The following is a 17,456-nucleotide window of genomic DNA, read 5'->3' as shown; positions in this document are numbered from 1 at the left end:
CGCAAGAAGAAATTCTTAATCTCTGACATACTGTAAATGCTAATTAAGAGGTACTTATAAATAGAGTGATTTTTTGAAGAATTTTTCCAATTTTAGAAAATGAAACTGTCTTTTACCATACTTTTAGCTAAGATATATACCGAGTCGTAAAATTACCTGGATTTGTCGTGTTTGTAATAGTAAAATAGGTAGCATTGCTTGTAAATTTGATCGTTGTATCAAAACATGAAAATTTAATAACAAAAAGTAAAAACGATTACATATGAAAAATTTCTACAAGTTCGCATTCACGTTTTGTATTGCTATTTTCATATATGGTTGTGCTAGTTACAAGTCAAAAGATAACAACCTTACTGTTGTCTTATCAAAAACCGAACAAGCAATAACAAAGCTTTCAGAAAAAATAGCTACCACAGATAATGACAGTCTTGCCATAGTACACAGCAAATTAGAAAAAAAGAGTAAAGAATTATTTCCTGCGTTAGAAAAGTGTAACGAAAAATACAGACTCACCAAGAACTATATGGTAACCCTTGAAGTTGCGCAAAAAAAATTGGAACACTTACACGATAATTTTGAAACCTTATCCCATAAAGCTTTTGTGTTAGATGCCATCTACAGGGACTATGATGCCAAGTTAACGTCAATTAATAGCAGTGCGAAGAACGATGCCAATACCAAAGTTAGAGTTATTGTAGATTCTAGCGAGGATGAGGGCTTTTTCGTTTTTGGTAAATTATCTTATGAGCAAGAGTTGGATATCAAGCGTTTTCGGTTTAACAGGCCAACACATAATGCTTCGCTGGACTTTGTGCCTGGTTATTATTTGTTATGGTTAGAAAAAGAGGATAGAGTAGGAGAGCCAGAATTACATCTTATTACGGATAATGGGAAAGAAGAAGAAAAAAAACTGGTTCTAAAAACACCCAAATAACATCAAAATGCCTGTTGCCAAATTAAAAGAAGTCTGGAAAGAAATTACCCTACTTAGTACCTGGATCGCTGCGGTAACAGGTGCTTTTATCATACCGTTACCCTCATGGCATTCGAATGATGAGAATACTTCTTTTCTCATGAAGTTTGGAGTGTTTATAGCTACTGTACTGGCCGGGTTTTTAATTTTGTACTCGCTTAAAAATAAAAAGATCAAAACATGGATGCGTTTATCTATCGAATTTATCGTTTTTTTTATAGGAATTTATGCAGCATATCATTTTACCAGAGAAGCCAAAACCTTGCCTTATCTCGACAAAGATATTGTTATTGGTAATGAATTTGTCGATAATAACCCTTTTGAGGCATTTAAGGCATCGCATGGTTTTTCGCCAGCCAGAGATGAAAAGATGATGGTGATATTGGGTGATCCAGAGAAGGCATGGACCAAAGAAGGTATTATGTTTAATCGAATACAATTAATGGTGCTTTTGTTTTTCTGCTATCTATTTTCTGCGGGTTTTATCATCTCCTTTTGTAATCTGATTATTTTATATAAAGAAAAATATAAGATCAAGATTGAAAAGAAATAGTTATACTGCGTCAATACCTATACTTGTGCGAAGAGGTATGCTATTATTTTTAGATGTCAATCTTTAGTTTGTCTTGAGGATTTTTACAAGATCAACACATATAATATTGCAGAATTTAAATCTTAGGGTTTGTTCTTTTTTAGTTTTTTTTATTCTATTATGATAGATTGAGGTTGTCGAAATGTAGGCTGGCATCTAATTTACTACCAAAATAGAGACCTAATTTAGAACAGTAAGGCCTCATCATTAGAGTTACGTAATTACGCTATTAAGCTCTTTTTGAGTCTTAAACATAGGATTTAACATTTATTACAGGTTCCATTAAAAAAATGATAAGTAGTTTTATAGCTAATTTAAAAAGCTTAAAACTTTTACTACCTGTAACCACAATTTTTCATGAATTTTTCTAATGTTTCTTTATGTCAAATAGAAAGATATTTAGTTATAAAAAATTTAACTGTTGGTATTGTTATTGGAGTTCTTTTCTCTCTTAATCTCACATATGCTGTAGAAAAAACTAAGACAATTGACAGTTTACTACAACAATTAAACTTACATAAAGAAAATGATATGGCAAGGGTTGATCTTCTTAATGCCATTGGTTTTGAATATTGGATTATTAATGCTAATGAGTCCATTGTTTTTGGTAAAAAAGCATTACGATTGTCAAGTACTTTATCGTATGTTGATGGTTTGGCAAAAGCAAATCGTATTATAGGAGTAGCACATTGGGCGCAGGGTAATCTAAATAGGGCTTTAGAATATCTAAATACTTCTCATGAGTTTTATAAGAAGATACAAGATAGAACAGGACTGGCCAATACTAGACTCAATATAGGTATGGTGTATGCAGATCTCAAAGAATATGAAAAGGCACTGCATCACTATGAGCAGGCGATCAACGAATTTACTGCCTTGGGATTAAAGGGCAGAATAGCCACTACCTTTACCAAAATAGGAACTATTCTGATAGAACAGCATAAAGATGCAGAGGCACTACAATATCTAACAGATGCACTACAAATGCATATTGCTAATAATTTTACATACGGAATAGCCGAGGCGCATAATAGACTAGGAGTATTGTATCTTCATAAAAATGAAATTGAACAGGCTTCTTACCACATAAAGAAATCAATGGAACTGGGTAGTGTAGTAAATGATATTGACGGATTGACCAATAACTTAATTATCTACGGAAAAATTTTGAGACTATCTGATCATCTTGATCAAGCAGTAATTAAATTGAACAAAGGTTTAGAGCTAGCTAAAGAAAATAACTTAAAAAAGTATGAATTATCGGCATACGACGAATTAAAAGAATTAAAGAAACAACAATATAAACCTGAAGAGGCTTTATTATTTTATGATAAATATGTAACACTAAAAGACTCTCTTTTTAATTCAGAAAAATCAAAGCAAATAGCTTATTTAGAGTTTGAAAACGAGTTAGATAGAAAAGATAAAGAACTGTTGGCACTCAAAGCACAGGAAAAAAAAGATAGTCTTATTAAAATCATTTTAATTCTCGGGTTTATAATCATATCGATCTGTGGATATATCATCTTTATTATATCAAAACAACGCGCCAAAAAGAGCAAAGAATTATCTGCAAAAAACCAAGAACTTTTAGAATCGGCATATATACTTACTCAAAAAGATTTAGAGAACTCAGAATTAAAGCAACAGGAATTAAAACGACAATTAGACTTTAAAAATAAAGAACTCACTTCATATACACTCAATTTTATAAAAAAGAATGAAGTGGTGCAGCAATTGAAAAGCACTATACAGGATATCAAAAAATCTTCTTCCATTGAAGAAGATAAATTAATTGCTGATCTCAACAAAATAATACGAAAAAACTTAAGTATTGATAGAGATTGGGAAGATTTTACTAGATTTTTTGAAGATGCGCATCAGGGCTTCTATACTAAGCTAAAATCAAAGCACCAGGATTTGAGTACAAATGACCTTAAAATTTGCTCTTTGGTTCGATTGAATCTCAATATTAAAGAAACAGCCAGTATTCTTGGAATATCGCCAGAGAGTGTAAAAACTGCACGTTATCGTCTTCGCAAAAAGCTGGGATTAGACCCCCAACAAGAAATTCTTACCTATCTATTACAATTAGAACAGGGATAAGAGGATGCTTAACACGATTTAACTTTAAATTATAAAATAATGATTATCAGAGTTTTGCAATCTTAATGTCTATCTATTGTACCCCTTTTTTTAATAATTTATGCCCCTGGGTATACGTTTTGTATACGTCGTTTCTATTGAACATATTTAAGTCTTTTTTACTTTTACTTATGAAATCATGGGGTGACGACTATTGCGATTCTCGTACCAATACAATCTTGAGATATTCCTTATGGTTACATAACGTTTTATCTTATAAAAATAGTATTTTATGAAACCTGATACCAGATATGCCAAGAGTGGCGACATTAATATTGCCTATCAGGTTTTTGGTTCAGGCGTACACATCGTTCCCAAACAAAATTACCAAAAGCGACTCTTCACAATTGTTGCAGCGCGAATAATATCTCCAAAAGAGTTGAATTCGAATTCGAAAGAACTTATAGAACAATATGTAACTCAATTTCGCGGAAAAGTTATTCAACATAAGAATGATATCCTTATAGCTGTCTTTAAGGGGCCAAGTAAGGCAGTACATTGCTCTATCAAAATAAAGAATGCTTTTGAAGCCTTGAATATACAAATAGCAATTGGCATAGATATAAGAGAACTCGCAGAGGAAGAGGTCAAAGCAGGAAGTAATAAAATGGAAAACCTGACAGCGGCGATACTTCATCAAGCGAAGTCAAATCAGATTTTGACAACACAAACCGTAAAATTTCTACTCTCGCGATCTGAATTTCATATTACTCAGCACAAATCAATTTTTAATGTGACTACAGAAGAAACCCTTCATTTATACAGTGTTTCTAGTAATTCTGAACCAGATGAGAATCTCGACAATGTTTCTAACGTCCATCTATCTCAAAATGATTCTTTTTTAGAAGATGTACTCAAATACATTGATGATAATCTAGACAATGAGTTGTTTAGAGTAGATACACTGTGTTTAGAGATAGGAATGAGTGTTCGTCAACTACAACGAAAACTAAAAGCTATCATCAATAAATCTCCTAATCAGTTAATTTCTTCTGTACGTCTTCATAGAGCCAAAGAGTTATTACTCGAGAACAGGCATAGCATTGCAGAAGTAGCTTATAAAACTGGATTTTCTAATCCTTCCTATTTTTCAAAATCTTTTAAAAAGGAATTTAATTTGACCCCATCTGTCTTCCTTCAAAAGCAATTTTATAATTAATAATAGTTTCCAATTGAATTATAGTAGATCAAAAACTCCAACGTAGCCTTCCATAAAAGCTATTGCCCAGAGTTTGATATTCGTCAAATTCGAAGAAAGATTGTCCTGTAAAGTCGATCTCCCAGTTCGTTGCTAGCGAATATTTAAAAAAAGGGATGAGTATAGCAGAATGATTTGTTGGCGAATAGATTGCACTCACACTAGCAGAAAAAATTGGAGAAAAATCCTTGGATAGCTGAAGAAAACCAGAATACTCGAATGGCATAAGGTTCTTGGCTGTTATATCTGCAAATAATAGATTTTCTACACTTCTTAAAAAATCATCAGAAGAACTGTTATACAAAACTGATCCATTTATATAGATCCCATTTTTAAAACCATAATCAACTGAAATAGAAGTACTCAATACATTTTCGGTTTCATCTGAACGCTCATATGGGATAAAATAGGAAATCTCTCCTTTAAATCCGGTATTTTTCAGGTTTCCGGCCCAACCAGCACCAATTACCCAATCCTTTTGATAGATACCAGTGAGCACTTGAATATCATAAGACCATGTATTAAATTGATACATCGTGGCAATAATATAATCGTTATCATCTCTTCCCATTTTTGCTGCCAATTCGATTTTACTAAAATCACTTGTGTAATATTGTAATCGCAGCGCATCACTTCCGGGCCTTTCTTCATAGTCGAAATCCAAAAAATTATAGGTATTAAAAATGTCATTAGGATTCCATACTAAATTCCTTCCCCAATTAACACGTTGTCTTCCTAAAGTAATATCCCAATTATCTTCGTTATAGTTAACCAATGCCCTGTCGATGGTTGCATTAAATATGACACTACTATTATCAATTAGATTCCAGGAAAGATTAATCCAGCCATTATCACGAGAAATGACATCAGAAAATGCCGGAATATTTTTAATGTTATCTCCATAAAAAAATCGATTTCTAAACTCTAATCTGGCGGTAATGGTTTCTGAAGGAGTATATTTAAAATTGAGTCTATTGTGCAGAAAAGTGGTCCATTGTATTTGTTCGAGTTGATCAACAAAGCTAAATTCATGGAGGTTTTTGATATATCCTCTTAAAAATAATTTAGTATCCTTTTCTTGGCTAAAAATACTGAAAACAGTTAGCTGGAATAATAGTAGTATTATTTTGGAAAACAGACACATCACATTTAACTTGAAGTCTGTTGTACATCAGAATCTACCTTACCATCTACGAGAGTAATTACTCTCCTTGCTTTTTTTATTACTCTTTGGTCATGAGTAGAGAACAAAAAGGTGATTTTCTCTTCTTTGTTCAATTTTGCCATAATATCCATTAAGTTCTCTGCAGATTTTGAGTCCAAATTAGCCGTAGGTTCGTCAGCTAATATAATTTTTGGTTTAGATGCCAAAGCTCTGGCTACAGCCACACGTTGCTGTTGACCTCCGGATAGTTCACCTGGTTTACTCTTTACTTTATCTTCAAGACCTACTTGCTGTAACAATTCCATAACACGTTCTTCTCTTTCTTTTTTCGGCATCTTTTGTAGTTGAAGCACAAAACCCACATTCTCTTTTGAAGTGAGTACAGGAATAAGGTTAAATGACTGGAAAACAAAGCCTATATTTTTAAGCCTAAAGTCAATTAGTCTATTTTCAGAAAGTTTTGTAATCTCTACTCCGTCTACTATTACCTTACCAGAGGTAGGCTCATCCAATCCACCAATCATGTTTAGGAGTGTAGATTTTCCCGAGCCTGATGGACCAACAAGAGCAATGAATTCTCCTTCTTCAATATGTAAGTGCACATCCTGTAATGCTTTTACAGGCACCATTTTTTTATTATAGGTTTTACTTATGTTATGTGCATCGATAATCGTTTTAGCCATAATTCTAATTCTATATTTTTCGAATTGCTTCTGAGGGGTTTAATTGCAATGCTTTATATGCTGGGTAAATAGCCGATACTATAGCTGTTATCAAACACATAGTCACAATAATCACATATTTTTCTTGATCTAAAGCTGGATAAATCATCGAACTGAATCCGTAGGATGCTAACCCTTCAGAAAACATAGAAATATTAATTCCAGTTTTTCCTAATACAATAACAGTCAACCATCCTATGAGCAAACCAATTGGAGCACCTATGACTGTTAAATAAATCGTTTCCAGCATAATCATTATAAATATTTTACGCTTATTCAATCCAATAGCCATCAACATTCCGAGTTCTCGAATGCGCTCCAAAACAGACATCAGCATTGTATTTATGATGCCAAATGTCAATGCCAAAAGAATGATACCGCTAATGATGTAGGTATAAAGATTAAAGGACTCTATAATCATTCCCAATTCAGGAGACAATTCTTTCCAATCTTCAATCTTACCTTTTGAAACTAAAGTTGCACTGTATTTTTTAATGCTATCTAACTGTTTTTCATCTTTTACCAATATGGCTATTTCATTGCTCTCAGAAGGCTTCAGTTTTAACAGTTCTCGCAAATGTTCTTGTTGGACATAGACATTCACTTCATCTAAAGAAATGTTTTTAGATCTATAAATACCTCCAACTCTAAATGCTCCCGAAACGATTTCCGAATTAATACTGGTAAAGGTTAATACGACTTTACTCTTCAGTTTGATTTTAAGTTTTCTGGCTAGTTTTTCACCAATGAGTATCTCATTGTCTTTTCCCGAATCAAAATATGTGCCTTCTCTCACACTTTTGTTTAAAGCAATCTGTGGAATTTCAGAAGCAGGGTTGATTCCGTAAATCTTTACACCACTTGCTGTTGTTGGAGATGTTATCATTCCTGTTGAAATAACGCGTGAACTTACTGAGGCAATTCGATCATCGGATCGGAATTGTTTTACAATCTCATCTGTATTTTGTATGGTGAATTTAGCATCCTTTTCTTCTTCAAAAGCTGGATGATGTATTTGAATATGAGATAATTGCTTATATACCGATTCATTAATATTATTCTTATATAAACCCCAAGAAAAGGACAAAATAAAAATACCTGCCCACACTCCAATAATGATTGAGCTTATAACCACCAAACTTCTGGATCTATTACGCCATATATTTCGCCAAGCAATTTGAAATAACATAACTAACTATTTATAGCTTCAACAGGTTTTAATTTCATCACTTTAAAGCCCGGATAAAAGGCTAATAAAATGGACAATATCAAAACGATTAAAGTTTGAACAATAAAAATTTTCTCGTGACTAGAAAAATATATGATAGATTCTATGCCGTAATCTTCATAAACTTCCTTTAGCTCACCGGTTAAATGAATTGGATATTTTGTAAACCATTGCACCACAACAATACCCCCTAATATTCCCGCAACACAGCCTATCAAGGAAATCATAATTGATTCCAGCAAAAGAACAAAAGCCAGTAAATGTTTTTTCATTCCTATAGCTATTAATATACCTAGTTCATGTTTTCTTTCGAAGACCATCATTAATAATGTACCAAATAATCCGAATGAAATGATGAAATACAGGATACCTATAATGATATAATGCGCTGTACTATCAGCTTCTATATATTGATCCATTTCGGGCATCATTTCTTTCCAACTCATTACTTCATATGCATCAGAATCGATAGATGCTTGTAAAGAATGTTTCAGTTTTTCCAAATTGGTGGCTTTCTCTAACATCACCGAAACGGAGGTCAACCTATTTTCGGCTCCATGCATGTATTGCGATTGTTTTATGGGCATATACACCACATTGTTATTCAATTCAAGCGCGCCTAATTTTATGAGGCCTTTTACTCTAAATTTTGCAGCAGCACTACTTGCGTGATATCCTTGTCCTAGTAGTACCAATGTATCATTCACTTTTAGTTTTAAGTGAGAGGCTAATCCTTCTCCTAAAACAACTGCAGTATCGTTAATATTTTCGATATATTCACCAGCAACAATTTTATCGTGTAGACTATTAACCTCTCTTTCTTTAACGGGATCTATTCCTAAAACAAGAACACCTTTTGTTTTGTTGGAATATGAGGCTAATGCAAATGTTTGTAAACGAGGTATTATTTGCGTCACCTCGGGGTTTTTGAGTAAGTCTTGATACAATTGTGCATCTTCTGGAAATGTATTATCTATAGATTGCTCATCCCAGTAACCTTTTTGGTGGATTTGCACATAGCCGGAAGAATAACTTACCACATTATGAATCATATTATCGTAAACACCATCCGTTAAGGAACGGAAAATTATTGCCAAAAGCACTGCAAAAAATACCGAAGTAGCAGTGATGATTGTTCGACGTTTATTACGCCATATATTTAACCAGGCTAACTTTAAAAGCATCATTTTAATTGCTTTATATTTCTTGTAGTGAAAAAATTATCGTCTATATCTTTATCAAAAATGATATCATTGTAAATGATCACCGTACTGTTACCTTCCTTATCAACAGGGACCATCTCTAACTTTGAAGTAACTTTTCTTCCTCCTAGCAGTTTTACTTCACTTGAGTTCATGATATTTATTAATTCTCCATCTTCATCGTAGAACGCTGCTTTTAACTGTAAAAAATCTTCAGAATCTACCCACACGATCACTTTTTCCCAGACTATTGCGGCTGTTGGTTTGGGTATCATTTCAATTTTATAACAGTCTCTTCCCCGAATGGTCTCTCTGCCTAAGTGCTTGTGGTCATAATCTACTACAGAAGAAGCTTCTTTTACCAGATCATCGTTAGTAAAATCGGTGCCCATCCAACTTTGTGACATCATAGATGGAGGTAATTTTATAGTGCGCTCTATTGCAGGAATCCAGTTCCAGACTTCTTTTATACGTTTTAGAAAAACAATACCTTTTTCCTTGGCGGGAGCCTTGACTAAGATCATAGTGTAGTCATCTCCTTTTGTCCATGCCTTCATATTCATTTCCCTATTCCAGGTAGGCCGGATAATTTTGACTGTAATATCTGCCTGTGAAGTATTACCACGCATATTATCATCTGCTTTTTTTATAACACTCTTAGCAGTTAAGTCCTGTTGGCTTTGAATGGTCAACATGGGTACCATAAAGATGAAAAAGCCGACGAAATATTTAAGCAGTTGAATTTTTTCCATACTATCAAAACTAGATGATTACAGTATAAAAAAATATGATACTTATCATGGGTAAAAGTATTCTTGTAGATTACAATAGGTGCGTTTGAAAACTCTGGAGAATTATGATGGTTGTTATTTATCGGGGCGATTATTATGATATGTTCTTTAAAGAGAATGTTGTTGAGTTAATATTAAGTTAATATCAAAGTTTACTGATGGAAATCATTTTTTTGACTAGTAAAAGAAAATACATTCAGTTGATCTTAATTTTAAATATAAAACGTGATGAAAAAAATATTATTATTAACGCTAATGGTGTTAGGAACCATAACGTTAACAGCCCAGGATCAGGATAGAGATCGTGACCAAACACGCCTTATGCTAGTGGATGGTGATGTGCTCCAAATCAGAGATCGTGATCAAATACGACTACAGGATAGGATTACATTAAATGATGGCACAGTTTTAAACCCTGATGGTACTTATCAAACAAGGGACCGCAAACAATTACGTCTTCAAGATGGTGAATGTTTGGATATGGACGGTATCAAGTATCGCAATGAGTACCAATACCGATACAAAGTAAAACAAGAAAACAAAGGTCTTGCAGAGGCACGGATACATGAGCGTAATCAGAATAGGGTTCATTTCATGTTTGTAGACGGAGAGGTGTTACAAGTAAGAAATCAATCTCAAAATCGATTACAAAACCAACTTAATCTGGCTAGTGGAGGAATAGTAAATCCTGATGGCACCTATCAAACAAGGGATCGTAAGCAATTACGTCTTCAGGATGGGGAATGTCTCAATATGGACGGAGAGAAGTTCCAGAATATGCATCAGCATCGTAAAACGATGATAAAAAAGCAGATGAAGAAAAAAGGGATAAAAAAACCTGTAATTCCTAAAAAGAAAGGAAAGAAAAGTTCTAGTTAAATATTCAAATAGGAGTTCACCAAATTTGGTAAACTCCTTGTTTATTTTTTAGTGTAATTAGCTCTGTAATGAAAAATCAGATAATCTTATTTGTGTTGTTTTTGGCCATGCAGTCAGTAACGGTTATTGCCCAAAACGACAAAGATACAGAAGATGCCAAATCATACGTTTTAGCAGATGTTAGTTATATTAGCGATGCGGTCTTTATGGGAAGAAGAGATTCTATTAGTGTTCCATATCTTTTGCCTACACTGGGATATTTTGATAAATCCGGCTTTTATGCAAATGCATCTTTATCTTATCTGACTCGATCTAATGAGAGCAGGGTTGACCTTTCTTTGATCACTGTTGGATATAATTTTACTCGTAAAAAATTTACCACAGGAGTCGCTGGAACAGCTTATTTTTTTAATGAAGATAGTTATAATGTACAGTCAGAGATATTAGGAGGCATTACGGCAACTCTGGGCTATGATTTCAAGATCTTAGAAACTTCGTTAACTGCAAGTAGTTATTTCAATGATAATAGTGACGCAGATTTTTTTATTGGCCTACAATTAGAGCGAACTTTCTATGCACTCAAAAAGAACCTTTTAATCATCCCTTCTTTAACCGTGCATGCCGGATCTCAATATTTCTATGAAGAGTATTATCGAAATAATCGTCTGGGTAACGGTAATCGTCAAGGACAAGGAAGAGAAGGAATGGGTGCAGGTGGCATAAACTCTTCTACAGTTAATATTCAGGAAGCGGATCAATTTGATATTTTGAGTTATGAACTCAGTATTCCTTTTCATTTTTATTATAAATCGTTTATTTTTTCTTTCACTCCCGAATTTGCTTTCCCACAAAGTACAGCAACTATAATTACCGAAGAAGAAATATTCCAAGAAGATTTGGATAATGCTTTTTATTGGTCTTTAGGTATTAGTTATTGGTTTTACACAAAAAAATAAGATGAATACATTATTCGATAGTATGACATAAGTCAATTTTTATAAGACTGTGGTTTACTACCTTTAATTTGAATTACAAACACAAGAACAAGGAAGCATTTAAAATGAAATCGAATTATCAAATTCTTATAATAGGGGGAGGTACCGCAGGCATAATGTCTGCAGCTCAACTATTAAAAAAGGATAAAAATCTTGATATAGGTCTTATTGAGCCCTCAGAAACTCATTATTATCAACCTGCCTGGACACTAGTTGGAGCAGGCAGTTATGATTTTGAGAAAACCTCCAGGCCAATGAAAAGTATTATACCAAAAGATGTAACATGGATTAAGGATTATGCTACGGGCTTTGATCCTGAAAATAATTTGGTTCTAACAAAATCCAGTGGAAATATTACTTATAATTACTTAATCGTAGCTCCTGGGTTATCTATTGATACTTCTTTGATAGAAGGTTTACCAGAAGCCATTGATAAAGGATTGGTTTGCAGCAATTATATTGATCCAAAATATACCTGGGAAGTAATTAAAAACTTTGAAGGAGGTAATGCTGTATTTACACAACCAGCCACTCCTATTAAGTGTGGCGGAGCTGCACAAAAAACAACTTATCTTGCGTCTCACTACTTTAAGAAAAGAGGCCTTCTCGACAAAACAAATGTGATTTTTGCTACTCCAGGAACCGTTATTTTTGGTGTTGAGCCTATCAAAAAAACACTTTTAAAAGTTGTGGAAAGATATGGGATACACTTCAGGCCATTATATATACCCTTCAAAATCGATACGACTACAAAGGAGATTTATTTTAGATATAGAGAAGATAAAGCAAAAAAACCTCTTCAATTAACTGAAAGTAATAAAACTAAAGAGAAGATAGTCGATGATAATATCATCAAAATCCCTTTTGATATGCTTCATTTGGCACCACCTCAAGTAGCTCCAAAGTTTGTAAAAGAGTCTGTTTTGGCAGATGATTCCGGCTGGTTAGATGTAAATCATCACTCGCTACAACATAATACGTTCAAAAATATATTTGGGTTGGGTGATGTAGCATCTTTACCTACTGGTAAAACCGGAGCGGCCATTAGAAAACAAGTGCCAGTTGTTGTAGATAATATCTTAAGACTGCTACAAGGCCGGAAAGCTAACAATGGATCCTACAATGGATATTCTTCTTGTCCAATGATCACCGCTTATGGAAAAATGGCACTTGCCGAATTTGATTACCATAATAACTTTACACCAGATCCAAAATTGAAGCAAATGTTAATTTTTGATAGTTCTAAAGAACATTGGCGATTATGGATTCTAAAAAAATACATACTACCTTATCTCTATTGGAACAAAATACTAAAAGGTAAGAAAGTATAGCAGGGGTTTTAACATCATTCAATTACTAAAATTAGTATCTTGAAGTTCAGTTTTGAAATATCAGAATGATAGACTTTCCATTAATAGCAGGTATCTTGGCTTCTATGCTTCATGTGATTTCCGGACCGGACCACCTGGCAGCTGTAACACCGTTAGCAATTGAAACCGAGAAAAAAACCTGGAAAATTGGTCTTTTCTGGGGAATAGGTCACATAGCAGGAATGCTACTTATCGGAGGGCTTTTCCTGGTATTTGCCGCACATATTCCAGTAGAGCGAATATCTGAACATAGCGAGAAATTAGTAGGTATAGTGTTGATAGGAGTAGGGCTTTGGGCTTTTTACAAATTGTTTAATGAGAAAAGAAGTCCGTCTAAAATCCTATCCAGAACAGATAAAAAAAGTATTTTGTCATCCTTGGGGATAGGAATCCTACATGGTTTTGCGGGAATAGCACACTTTTTATTATTACTTCCGGTTTTAGGTTTTAAAACTAATTTTGAGGGAACTCAATATATCATTGGTTTTGGCATCGGTACTGTGCTAGTGATGACCATATATGCTTTTCTTTTAGGAAAAGCCACTTACTTCACAAAAAGACAAAATGCACAGTTCTTCAACGGAATTAGATTCTCTGGCGGTATATTTGCAACTGTAATAGGGATTTATTGGCTGTATCTAGGTTTTTAAAATTTTAGGCAGGTAATCACTAACCTATGATTTCCTGTATCTGCAATCACTAATGTATTGTTTTCGATGCCTATAGAAAATGGCCAGTAAATTGAGTTCTCTGTTCCCATGATAGTATCTTTATTTTCGCTTCCTGTGACAAAATCTAATTTCCCAAGTACAGCTTTTGCAGAAACATTATTAAATTTCGGAATCTCATCGAACCATAAAATTCTACTGTTGCCAGTATCGGCCACTAAAATTCCATTTTTATAAAAGCAAGCATCATATGTCCAATTTAAGGATTGCCCTGAAGGAAATAATCCAAATTGATTTTGTCCACAAGCATTAAAGTCTTCTTGACCAATAATAACATCTGCTGGTTTTGAAAATTCTTTGTTTCCATTATTCCAGAGCAAAACACGAAAAAATTGAGTATCTGCCACTATCATCCCATCATTTTGATTCACCTTTACTGAATAAGGCCAGATAGGTTGGTTAGCAGTATAATCACGGGAGGTGAAATCAGTTTTTCCGATAACACTTTCGGCTTTGACAAAATTTTCTTCCGGAATTGATTTATAAGATAATATTCTACGATTTCCAGTATCAGCAATCCAAAGTCTTTGACCATCAGAAAAAACACCATAGGGCCAATTGAGGGTTTGGGAAGAAGGATTGTTTCCAATTCCTTTAACGTTTGGTAAATTAGATTTAAAATCAGGTTGGCCTATCACTGTATCAGCAGGTTGGGCATTATGAATCGGCATACTATGCCAAATTAATACTCTATGATTCCAGGCATCTGCTACTATCAATTTCTTACCATCACTCCATATTCCAGAAGGATAGTGCAGCGAACTTGAATCAACTTCACTTCCCGCATTTCTGCCGGAATCTTCTATACCAGATTGTCCTAAAATCACATCTGGTTCTGCATACTCTGTTTTGGGAAGAGAATTCCAAATAAACACCCTATTTTGACCGGTATCTGATACAAGTAATGTATTATTAACGATATAGACACCACGAGGAGCCAAAAATGGTTTTTTCAGTGATCCCTTAAATATATAAGAATTTTCGACATGATCTCCTAATGTTTCAAAGTTCATAGACTAGCAGATTCTAGGAAGTTGTTCTCCGGGAAGCATACTAACTACCCTTTTACCACCAATTGCACTTTCAAGAATCACTTGCTTAGGGTGCTCTTCTACAACGCTACCTATAATTTTGGCATGTATACCATTATTATCTTTTTTTAACATCTTCAAAAATTCATCTGCAATAGAAGCGTCTATAAAACTTATAAACAGGCCTTCATTAGCGACATATAATGGATCTAAACCAAGTAATTCGCAGGCATTTGCTACTTGTTCTTCTATGGGTATATTTCTCTGAAAAATATCGATCCCAAGATTTGTAGATTGTGCGGTTTCTTTTAAAACGGTAGCTACTCCTCCGCGAGTTGGATCAGTAAGTAAATGAATATGATTCCCAAACTTTTCAAGCAAGCTAATTATTGTATAATTTAAATTGGTGGTATCGCTTTTTATTTCAGAATCAAACTCCAGCCCCTCTCTAACAGACATGACCGCCATACCATGAGATGCAATATTACCACTCAAGATAATTTTATCCCCTGTTTTTATATTTTTAGAACGAATATTGGCCTTAGTATGAATAGTACCGATACCTGTAGTGTTAATAAAGATTTTATCGCCTTTTCCTTTTTCTACTACTTTGGTATCACCAGTCACTACTTGAACTCCTGCTTTTTCACAGGCATATTTGATCGATACTAAAATTTCCCAAAACTCGCTAACTTTTAATCCTTCTTCAATGATAAAACTAAGCGATAAGTATTTAGGAATAGCTCCACACATCGCCAGGTCATTTACCGTTCCGTTGACGGCTAACTCTCCAATATTTCCTCCGGGAAAAAATATGGGAGATATTAAAAAACTATCTGTGGAAAAGGCCATTTTACCATTCATTTCAATAAAAGCACCATCATGTCTTTCATCTAAAATATCATTGCTCAATAAATTAAAAACACCGCTGTCTAGTAATTTATTAGTCAATATCCCACCGCTTCCATGACCTAAAGTAATGACATCAAAGTCCAGTTTGGGCATCGGGCACTGCAACAGCATTTGTAAATTTTTAGTGTCTGACATTACTAAAAGTTAGAGTTTTATGCTTCTACCATTCCAGAAAAGTGATAATAGGCAGCACAAGCACCTTCACTACTTACCATTGGTGCTCCCAATGGATTAGACGGCTTACATTTCTTGCCAAATTGAGGGCATTCAAATGGTTTTTTGATGCCCTTCATAATTTGTCCGGATATACATTCTGGATTTTCAGGTGCCTTTTCTATAGTAATATTGTATTTTCTGGTCGCATCAAAATCTGCATACTTTGCTTTTATACCATAACCGCTTTGAGGAATCTTTCCTATACCTCTCCACATTTGGTCACGAACTTCAAAAACTTCATAGATCACTTTTTGCGCCTCTTGGTTTCCTTCTTCCCGAACAATTCTAACATATTGATTTTCTACTTCAGCTTTACTTTGTTCTAATTGACGAACTACCATCAAAATACCTTGCAATACATCTAATGGTTCAAAGCCTGTCACCACAATGGGTACTTTATAGTGAGCTGAAAGGGGATAGTATTCGGTATTTCCCATAATAGTGCAAACATGACCTGCTGCTAAAAATCCATCGATCTTACTTTCCTCATCATTAATCACAGCTTTTATGGCTGGGGGCACTAATACGTGAGATGCTAAAATAGAATAGTTTTTGAGGCCTTTTCTTTGGGCATGAATTACAGATAATGCATTTGCGGGTGCCGTCGTTTCAAAACCTACAGCAAAAAATACGATCTCTTTATCTAGATTATCTTCTGCAATTTTTACAGCTTCAAGAGGAGAATACAAAATACGAACATCAGCACCTTCTGCCTTCGCTTCAAGCAGACTTTTTTCTGAACCAGGAACTCGTAACATATCTCCAAATGAGCATAGTATTACTCCTTTCTCTAGTGCCAAATAAACTGCTTTATCAATAAGATGCAAAGGAGTTACACAAACCGGGCAGCCTGGGCCATGAATCATCGTAATCTCTTTGGGAAGCATCTCGATGATCCCGTTTTTAACCAAGCTATGTGTTTGTCCACCGCAAACTTCCATAATAGACCACGGGCGAGATACGGTATTCTTTATTTCTTTTAAATATTTTTTAGCTAATTCAGGATTCCGATATTCTGATAAATATTTCATAGCTAATTATTTTTAGGTAAATACTCATCTACATCTTCCAGTTCTCCCAATTCGCCAATTTCTTCTAAATACTTGAAAGTTTTTTGAGCTTCTTGCTCATCTACTCTACTAATGGCTACTCCTACATGAACTAATACATAATCATTTACCTGCGCTTCGGGTAGCATTTCTAAACTTGCCTCCTTGGTAATTCCTCCAAAAGATACTTTGGCCATTCGAACCATACCGTCGTGCCGTGTTTCTATACTTTTTATTTTACCTGGAATAGCTAAACACAT

17 protein-coding genes are annotated in these 17,456 nt (G+C 34.3%); 8 read left to right on the top strand and 9 right to left on the bottom strand.

Annotated elements, in window-relative coordinates; translation table 11 throughout:
• Window positions 1–262 precede the first annotated feature (262 nt).
• The 4 genes from ACFSJT_RS02855 (at window position 263) to ACFSJT_RS02840 (ending at window position 4,869) form a co-directional block, all read left to right on the top strand.
• The gene (locus ACFSJT_RS02855) at window positions 263–934 is read left to right on the top strand and encodes a hypothetical protein (RefSeq protein ID WP_378318689.1); all 672 of its coding nucleotides are present in this window, start codon (window positions 263–265) and stop codon (window positions 932–934) included.
• Between the two features lie 7 nt (window positions 935–941).
• On the top strand, window positions 942–1,526 hold the full coding sequence (locus ACFSJT_RS02850) for a hypothetical protein (protein ID WP_378318688.1): 585 nt from the start codon (window positions 942–944) through the stop codon (window positions 1,524–1,526).
• Between the two features lie 396 nt (window positions 1,527–1,922).
• Window positions 1,923–3,671 carry a tetratricopeptide repeat protein gene (locus ACFSJT_RS02845; RefSeq protein ID WP_378318687.1) on the top strand — a complete coding sequence of 583 codons (1,749 nt, stop codon included), beginning with the start codon at window positions 1,923–1,925 and terminating at the stop codon, window positions 3,669–3,671.
• 271 nt (window positions 3,672–3,942) lie between these two features.
• The gene (locus ACFSJT_RS02840) at window positions 3,943–4,869 is read left to right on the top strand and encodes a helix-turn-helix domain-containing protein (protein ID WP_378318686.1); all 927 of its coding nucleotides are present in this window, start codon (window positions 3,943–3,945) and stop codon (window positions 4,867–4,869) included.
• Between the two features lie 28 nt (window positions 4,870–4,897).
• On the opposite strand, the gene ACFSJT_RS02835 is transcribed toward ACFSJT_RS02840, so the two are convergent.
• Genes ACFSJT_RS02835 through ACFSJT_RS02815 form a run of 5 tightly spaced genes read right to left on the bottom strand, consistent with a single transcriptional unit; the run spans window position 4,898 to window position 9,977 of the window.
• Window positions 4,898–6,052 (bottom strand): hypothetical protein, encoded by a 1,155-nt coding sequence (locus ACFSJT_RS02835; RefSeq protein WP_378318684.1) that lies wholly within the window; start codon window positions 6,050–6,052, stop codon window positions 4,898–4,900.
• Window positions 6,053–6,057: 5 nt separating this feature from the next.
• On the bottom strand, window positions 6,058–6,756 hold the full coding sequence (locus ACFSJT_RS02830; RefSeq protein WP_378318683.1) for an ABC transporter ATP-binding protein: 699 nt from the start codon (window positions 6,754–6,756) through the stop codon (window positions 6,058–6,060).
• 10 nt (window positions 6,757–6,766) lie between these two features.
• On the bottom strand, window positions 6,767–7,984 hold the full coding sequence (locus ACFSJT_RS02825) for an ABC transporter permease (protein WP_378318682.1): 1,218 nt from the start codon (window positions 7,982–7,984) through the stop codon (window positions 6,767–6,769).
• A gap of 2 nt (window positions 7,985–7,986) precedes the next feature.
• Window positions 7,987–9,210, bottom strand: a complete 1,224-nt coding sequence (locus tag ACFSJT_RS02820) for an ABC transporter permease (protein WP_378318681.1) — start codon at window positions 9,208–9,210, stop codon at window positions 7,987–7,989.
• On the bottom strand, window positions 9,207–9,977 hold the full coding sequence (locus tag ACFSJT_RS02815) for an outer membrane lipoprotein-sorting protein (protein ID WP_378318680.1): 771 nt from the start codon (window positions 9,975–9,977) through the stop codon (window positions 9,207–9,209). Before ACFSJT_RS02815 ends, ACFSJT_RS02820 begins: the two co-directional genes overlap by 4 nt.
• Window positions 9,978–10,244: 267 nt before the next feature.
• Here ACFSJT_RS02815 and ACFSJT_RS02810 point away from each other — a divergent pair, with 267 nt between their 5' ends.
• The 4 genes from ACFSJT_RS02810 (at window position 10,245) to ACFSJT_RS02795 (ending at window position 13,910) form a co-directional block, all read left to right on the top strand.
• Complete coding sequence (locus ACFSJT_RS02810; protein ID WP_378318679.1) at window positions 10,245–10,895, top strand: DUF6799 domain-containing protein; 651 nt, start codon at window positions 10,245–10,247, stop codon at window positions 10,893–10,895.
• Window positions 10,896–10,963: 68 nt separating this feature from the next.
• Window positions 10,964–11,851 carry a hypothetical protein gene (locus ACFSJT_RS02805; RefSeq protein ID WP_378318678.1) on the top strand — a complete coding sequence of 296 codons (888 nt, stop codon included), beginning with the start codon at window positions 10,964–10,966 and terminating at the stop codon, window positions 11,849–11,851.
• Window positions 11,852–11,955: 104 nt separating this feature from the next.
• On the top strand, window positions 11,956–13,221 hold the full coding sequence (locus ACFSJT_RS02800) for an NAD(P)/FAD-dependent oxidoreductase (RefSeq protein WP_378318677.1): 1,266 nt from the start codon (window positions 11,956–11,958) through the stop codon (window positions 13,219–13,221).
• A gap of 65 nt (window positions 13,222–13,286) precedes the next feature.
• Window positions 13,287–13,910 carry an urease accessory protein UreH domain-containing protein gene (locus tag ACFSJT_RS02795; protein WP_378318676.1) on the top strand — a complete coding sequence of 208 codons (624 nt, stop codon included), beginning with the start codon at window positions 13,287–13,289 and terminating at the stop codon, window positions 13,908–13,910.
• On the opposite strand, the gene ACFSJT_RS02790 is transcribed toward ACFSJT_RS02795, so the two are convergent.
• From ACFSJT_RS02790 to ACFSJT_RS02775, 4 genes are read right to left on the bottom strand one after another with little or no spacing between them, the layout of a single operon-like run.
• Window positions 13,907–15,001 (bottom strand): NHL repeat-containing protein, encoded by a 1,095-nt coding sequence (locus tag ACFSJT_RS02790; RefSeq protein ID WP_378318675.1) that lies wholly within the window; start codon window positions 14,999–15,001, stop codon window positions 13,907–13,909. The two genes, ACFSJT_RS02795 and ACFSJT_RS02790, sit on opposite strands and share 4 nt — an antisense overlap.
• 3 nt (window positions 15,002–15,004) lie before the next feature.
• On the bottom strand, window positions 15,005–16,066 hold the full coding sequence (gene hypE / locus ACFSJT_RS02785; RefSeq protein WP_378318673.1) for a hydrogenase expression/formation protein HypE: 1,062 nt from the start codon (window positions 16,064–16,066) through the stop codon (window positions 15,005–15,007).
• A 17-nt stretch (window positions 16,067–16,083) separates the two neighbouring features.
• Window positions 16,084–17,178 carry a hydrogenase formation protein HypD gene (gene hypD / locus ACFSJT_RS02780; protein ID WP_378318672.1) on the bottom strand — a complete coding sequence of 365 codons (1,095 nt, stop codon included), beginning with the start codon at window positions 17,176–17,178 and terminating at the stop codon, window positions 16,084–16,086.
• 2 nt (window positions 17,179–17,180) lie between these two features.
• Window positions 17,181–17,456, bottom strand: coding sequence for a HypC/HybG/HupF family hydrogenase formation chaperone (locus ACFSJT_RS02775; protein ID WP_378318671.1), 276 nt, complete (start codon window positions 17,454–17,456; stop codon window positions 17,181–17,183).

Source organism: Aquimarina celericrescens (genome assembly GCF_042682765.1).
In the GTDB taxonomy this organism is placed as follows: Bacteria; Bacteroidota; Bacteroidia; order Flavobacteriales; family Flavobacteriaceae; genus Aquimarina; species Aquimarina celericrescens.
The sequence above is the reverse complement of the archived record's forward strand: the minus strand, read 5'-3'. Positions and strand labels throughout refer to the sequence as shown.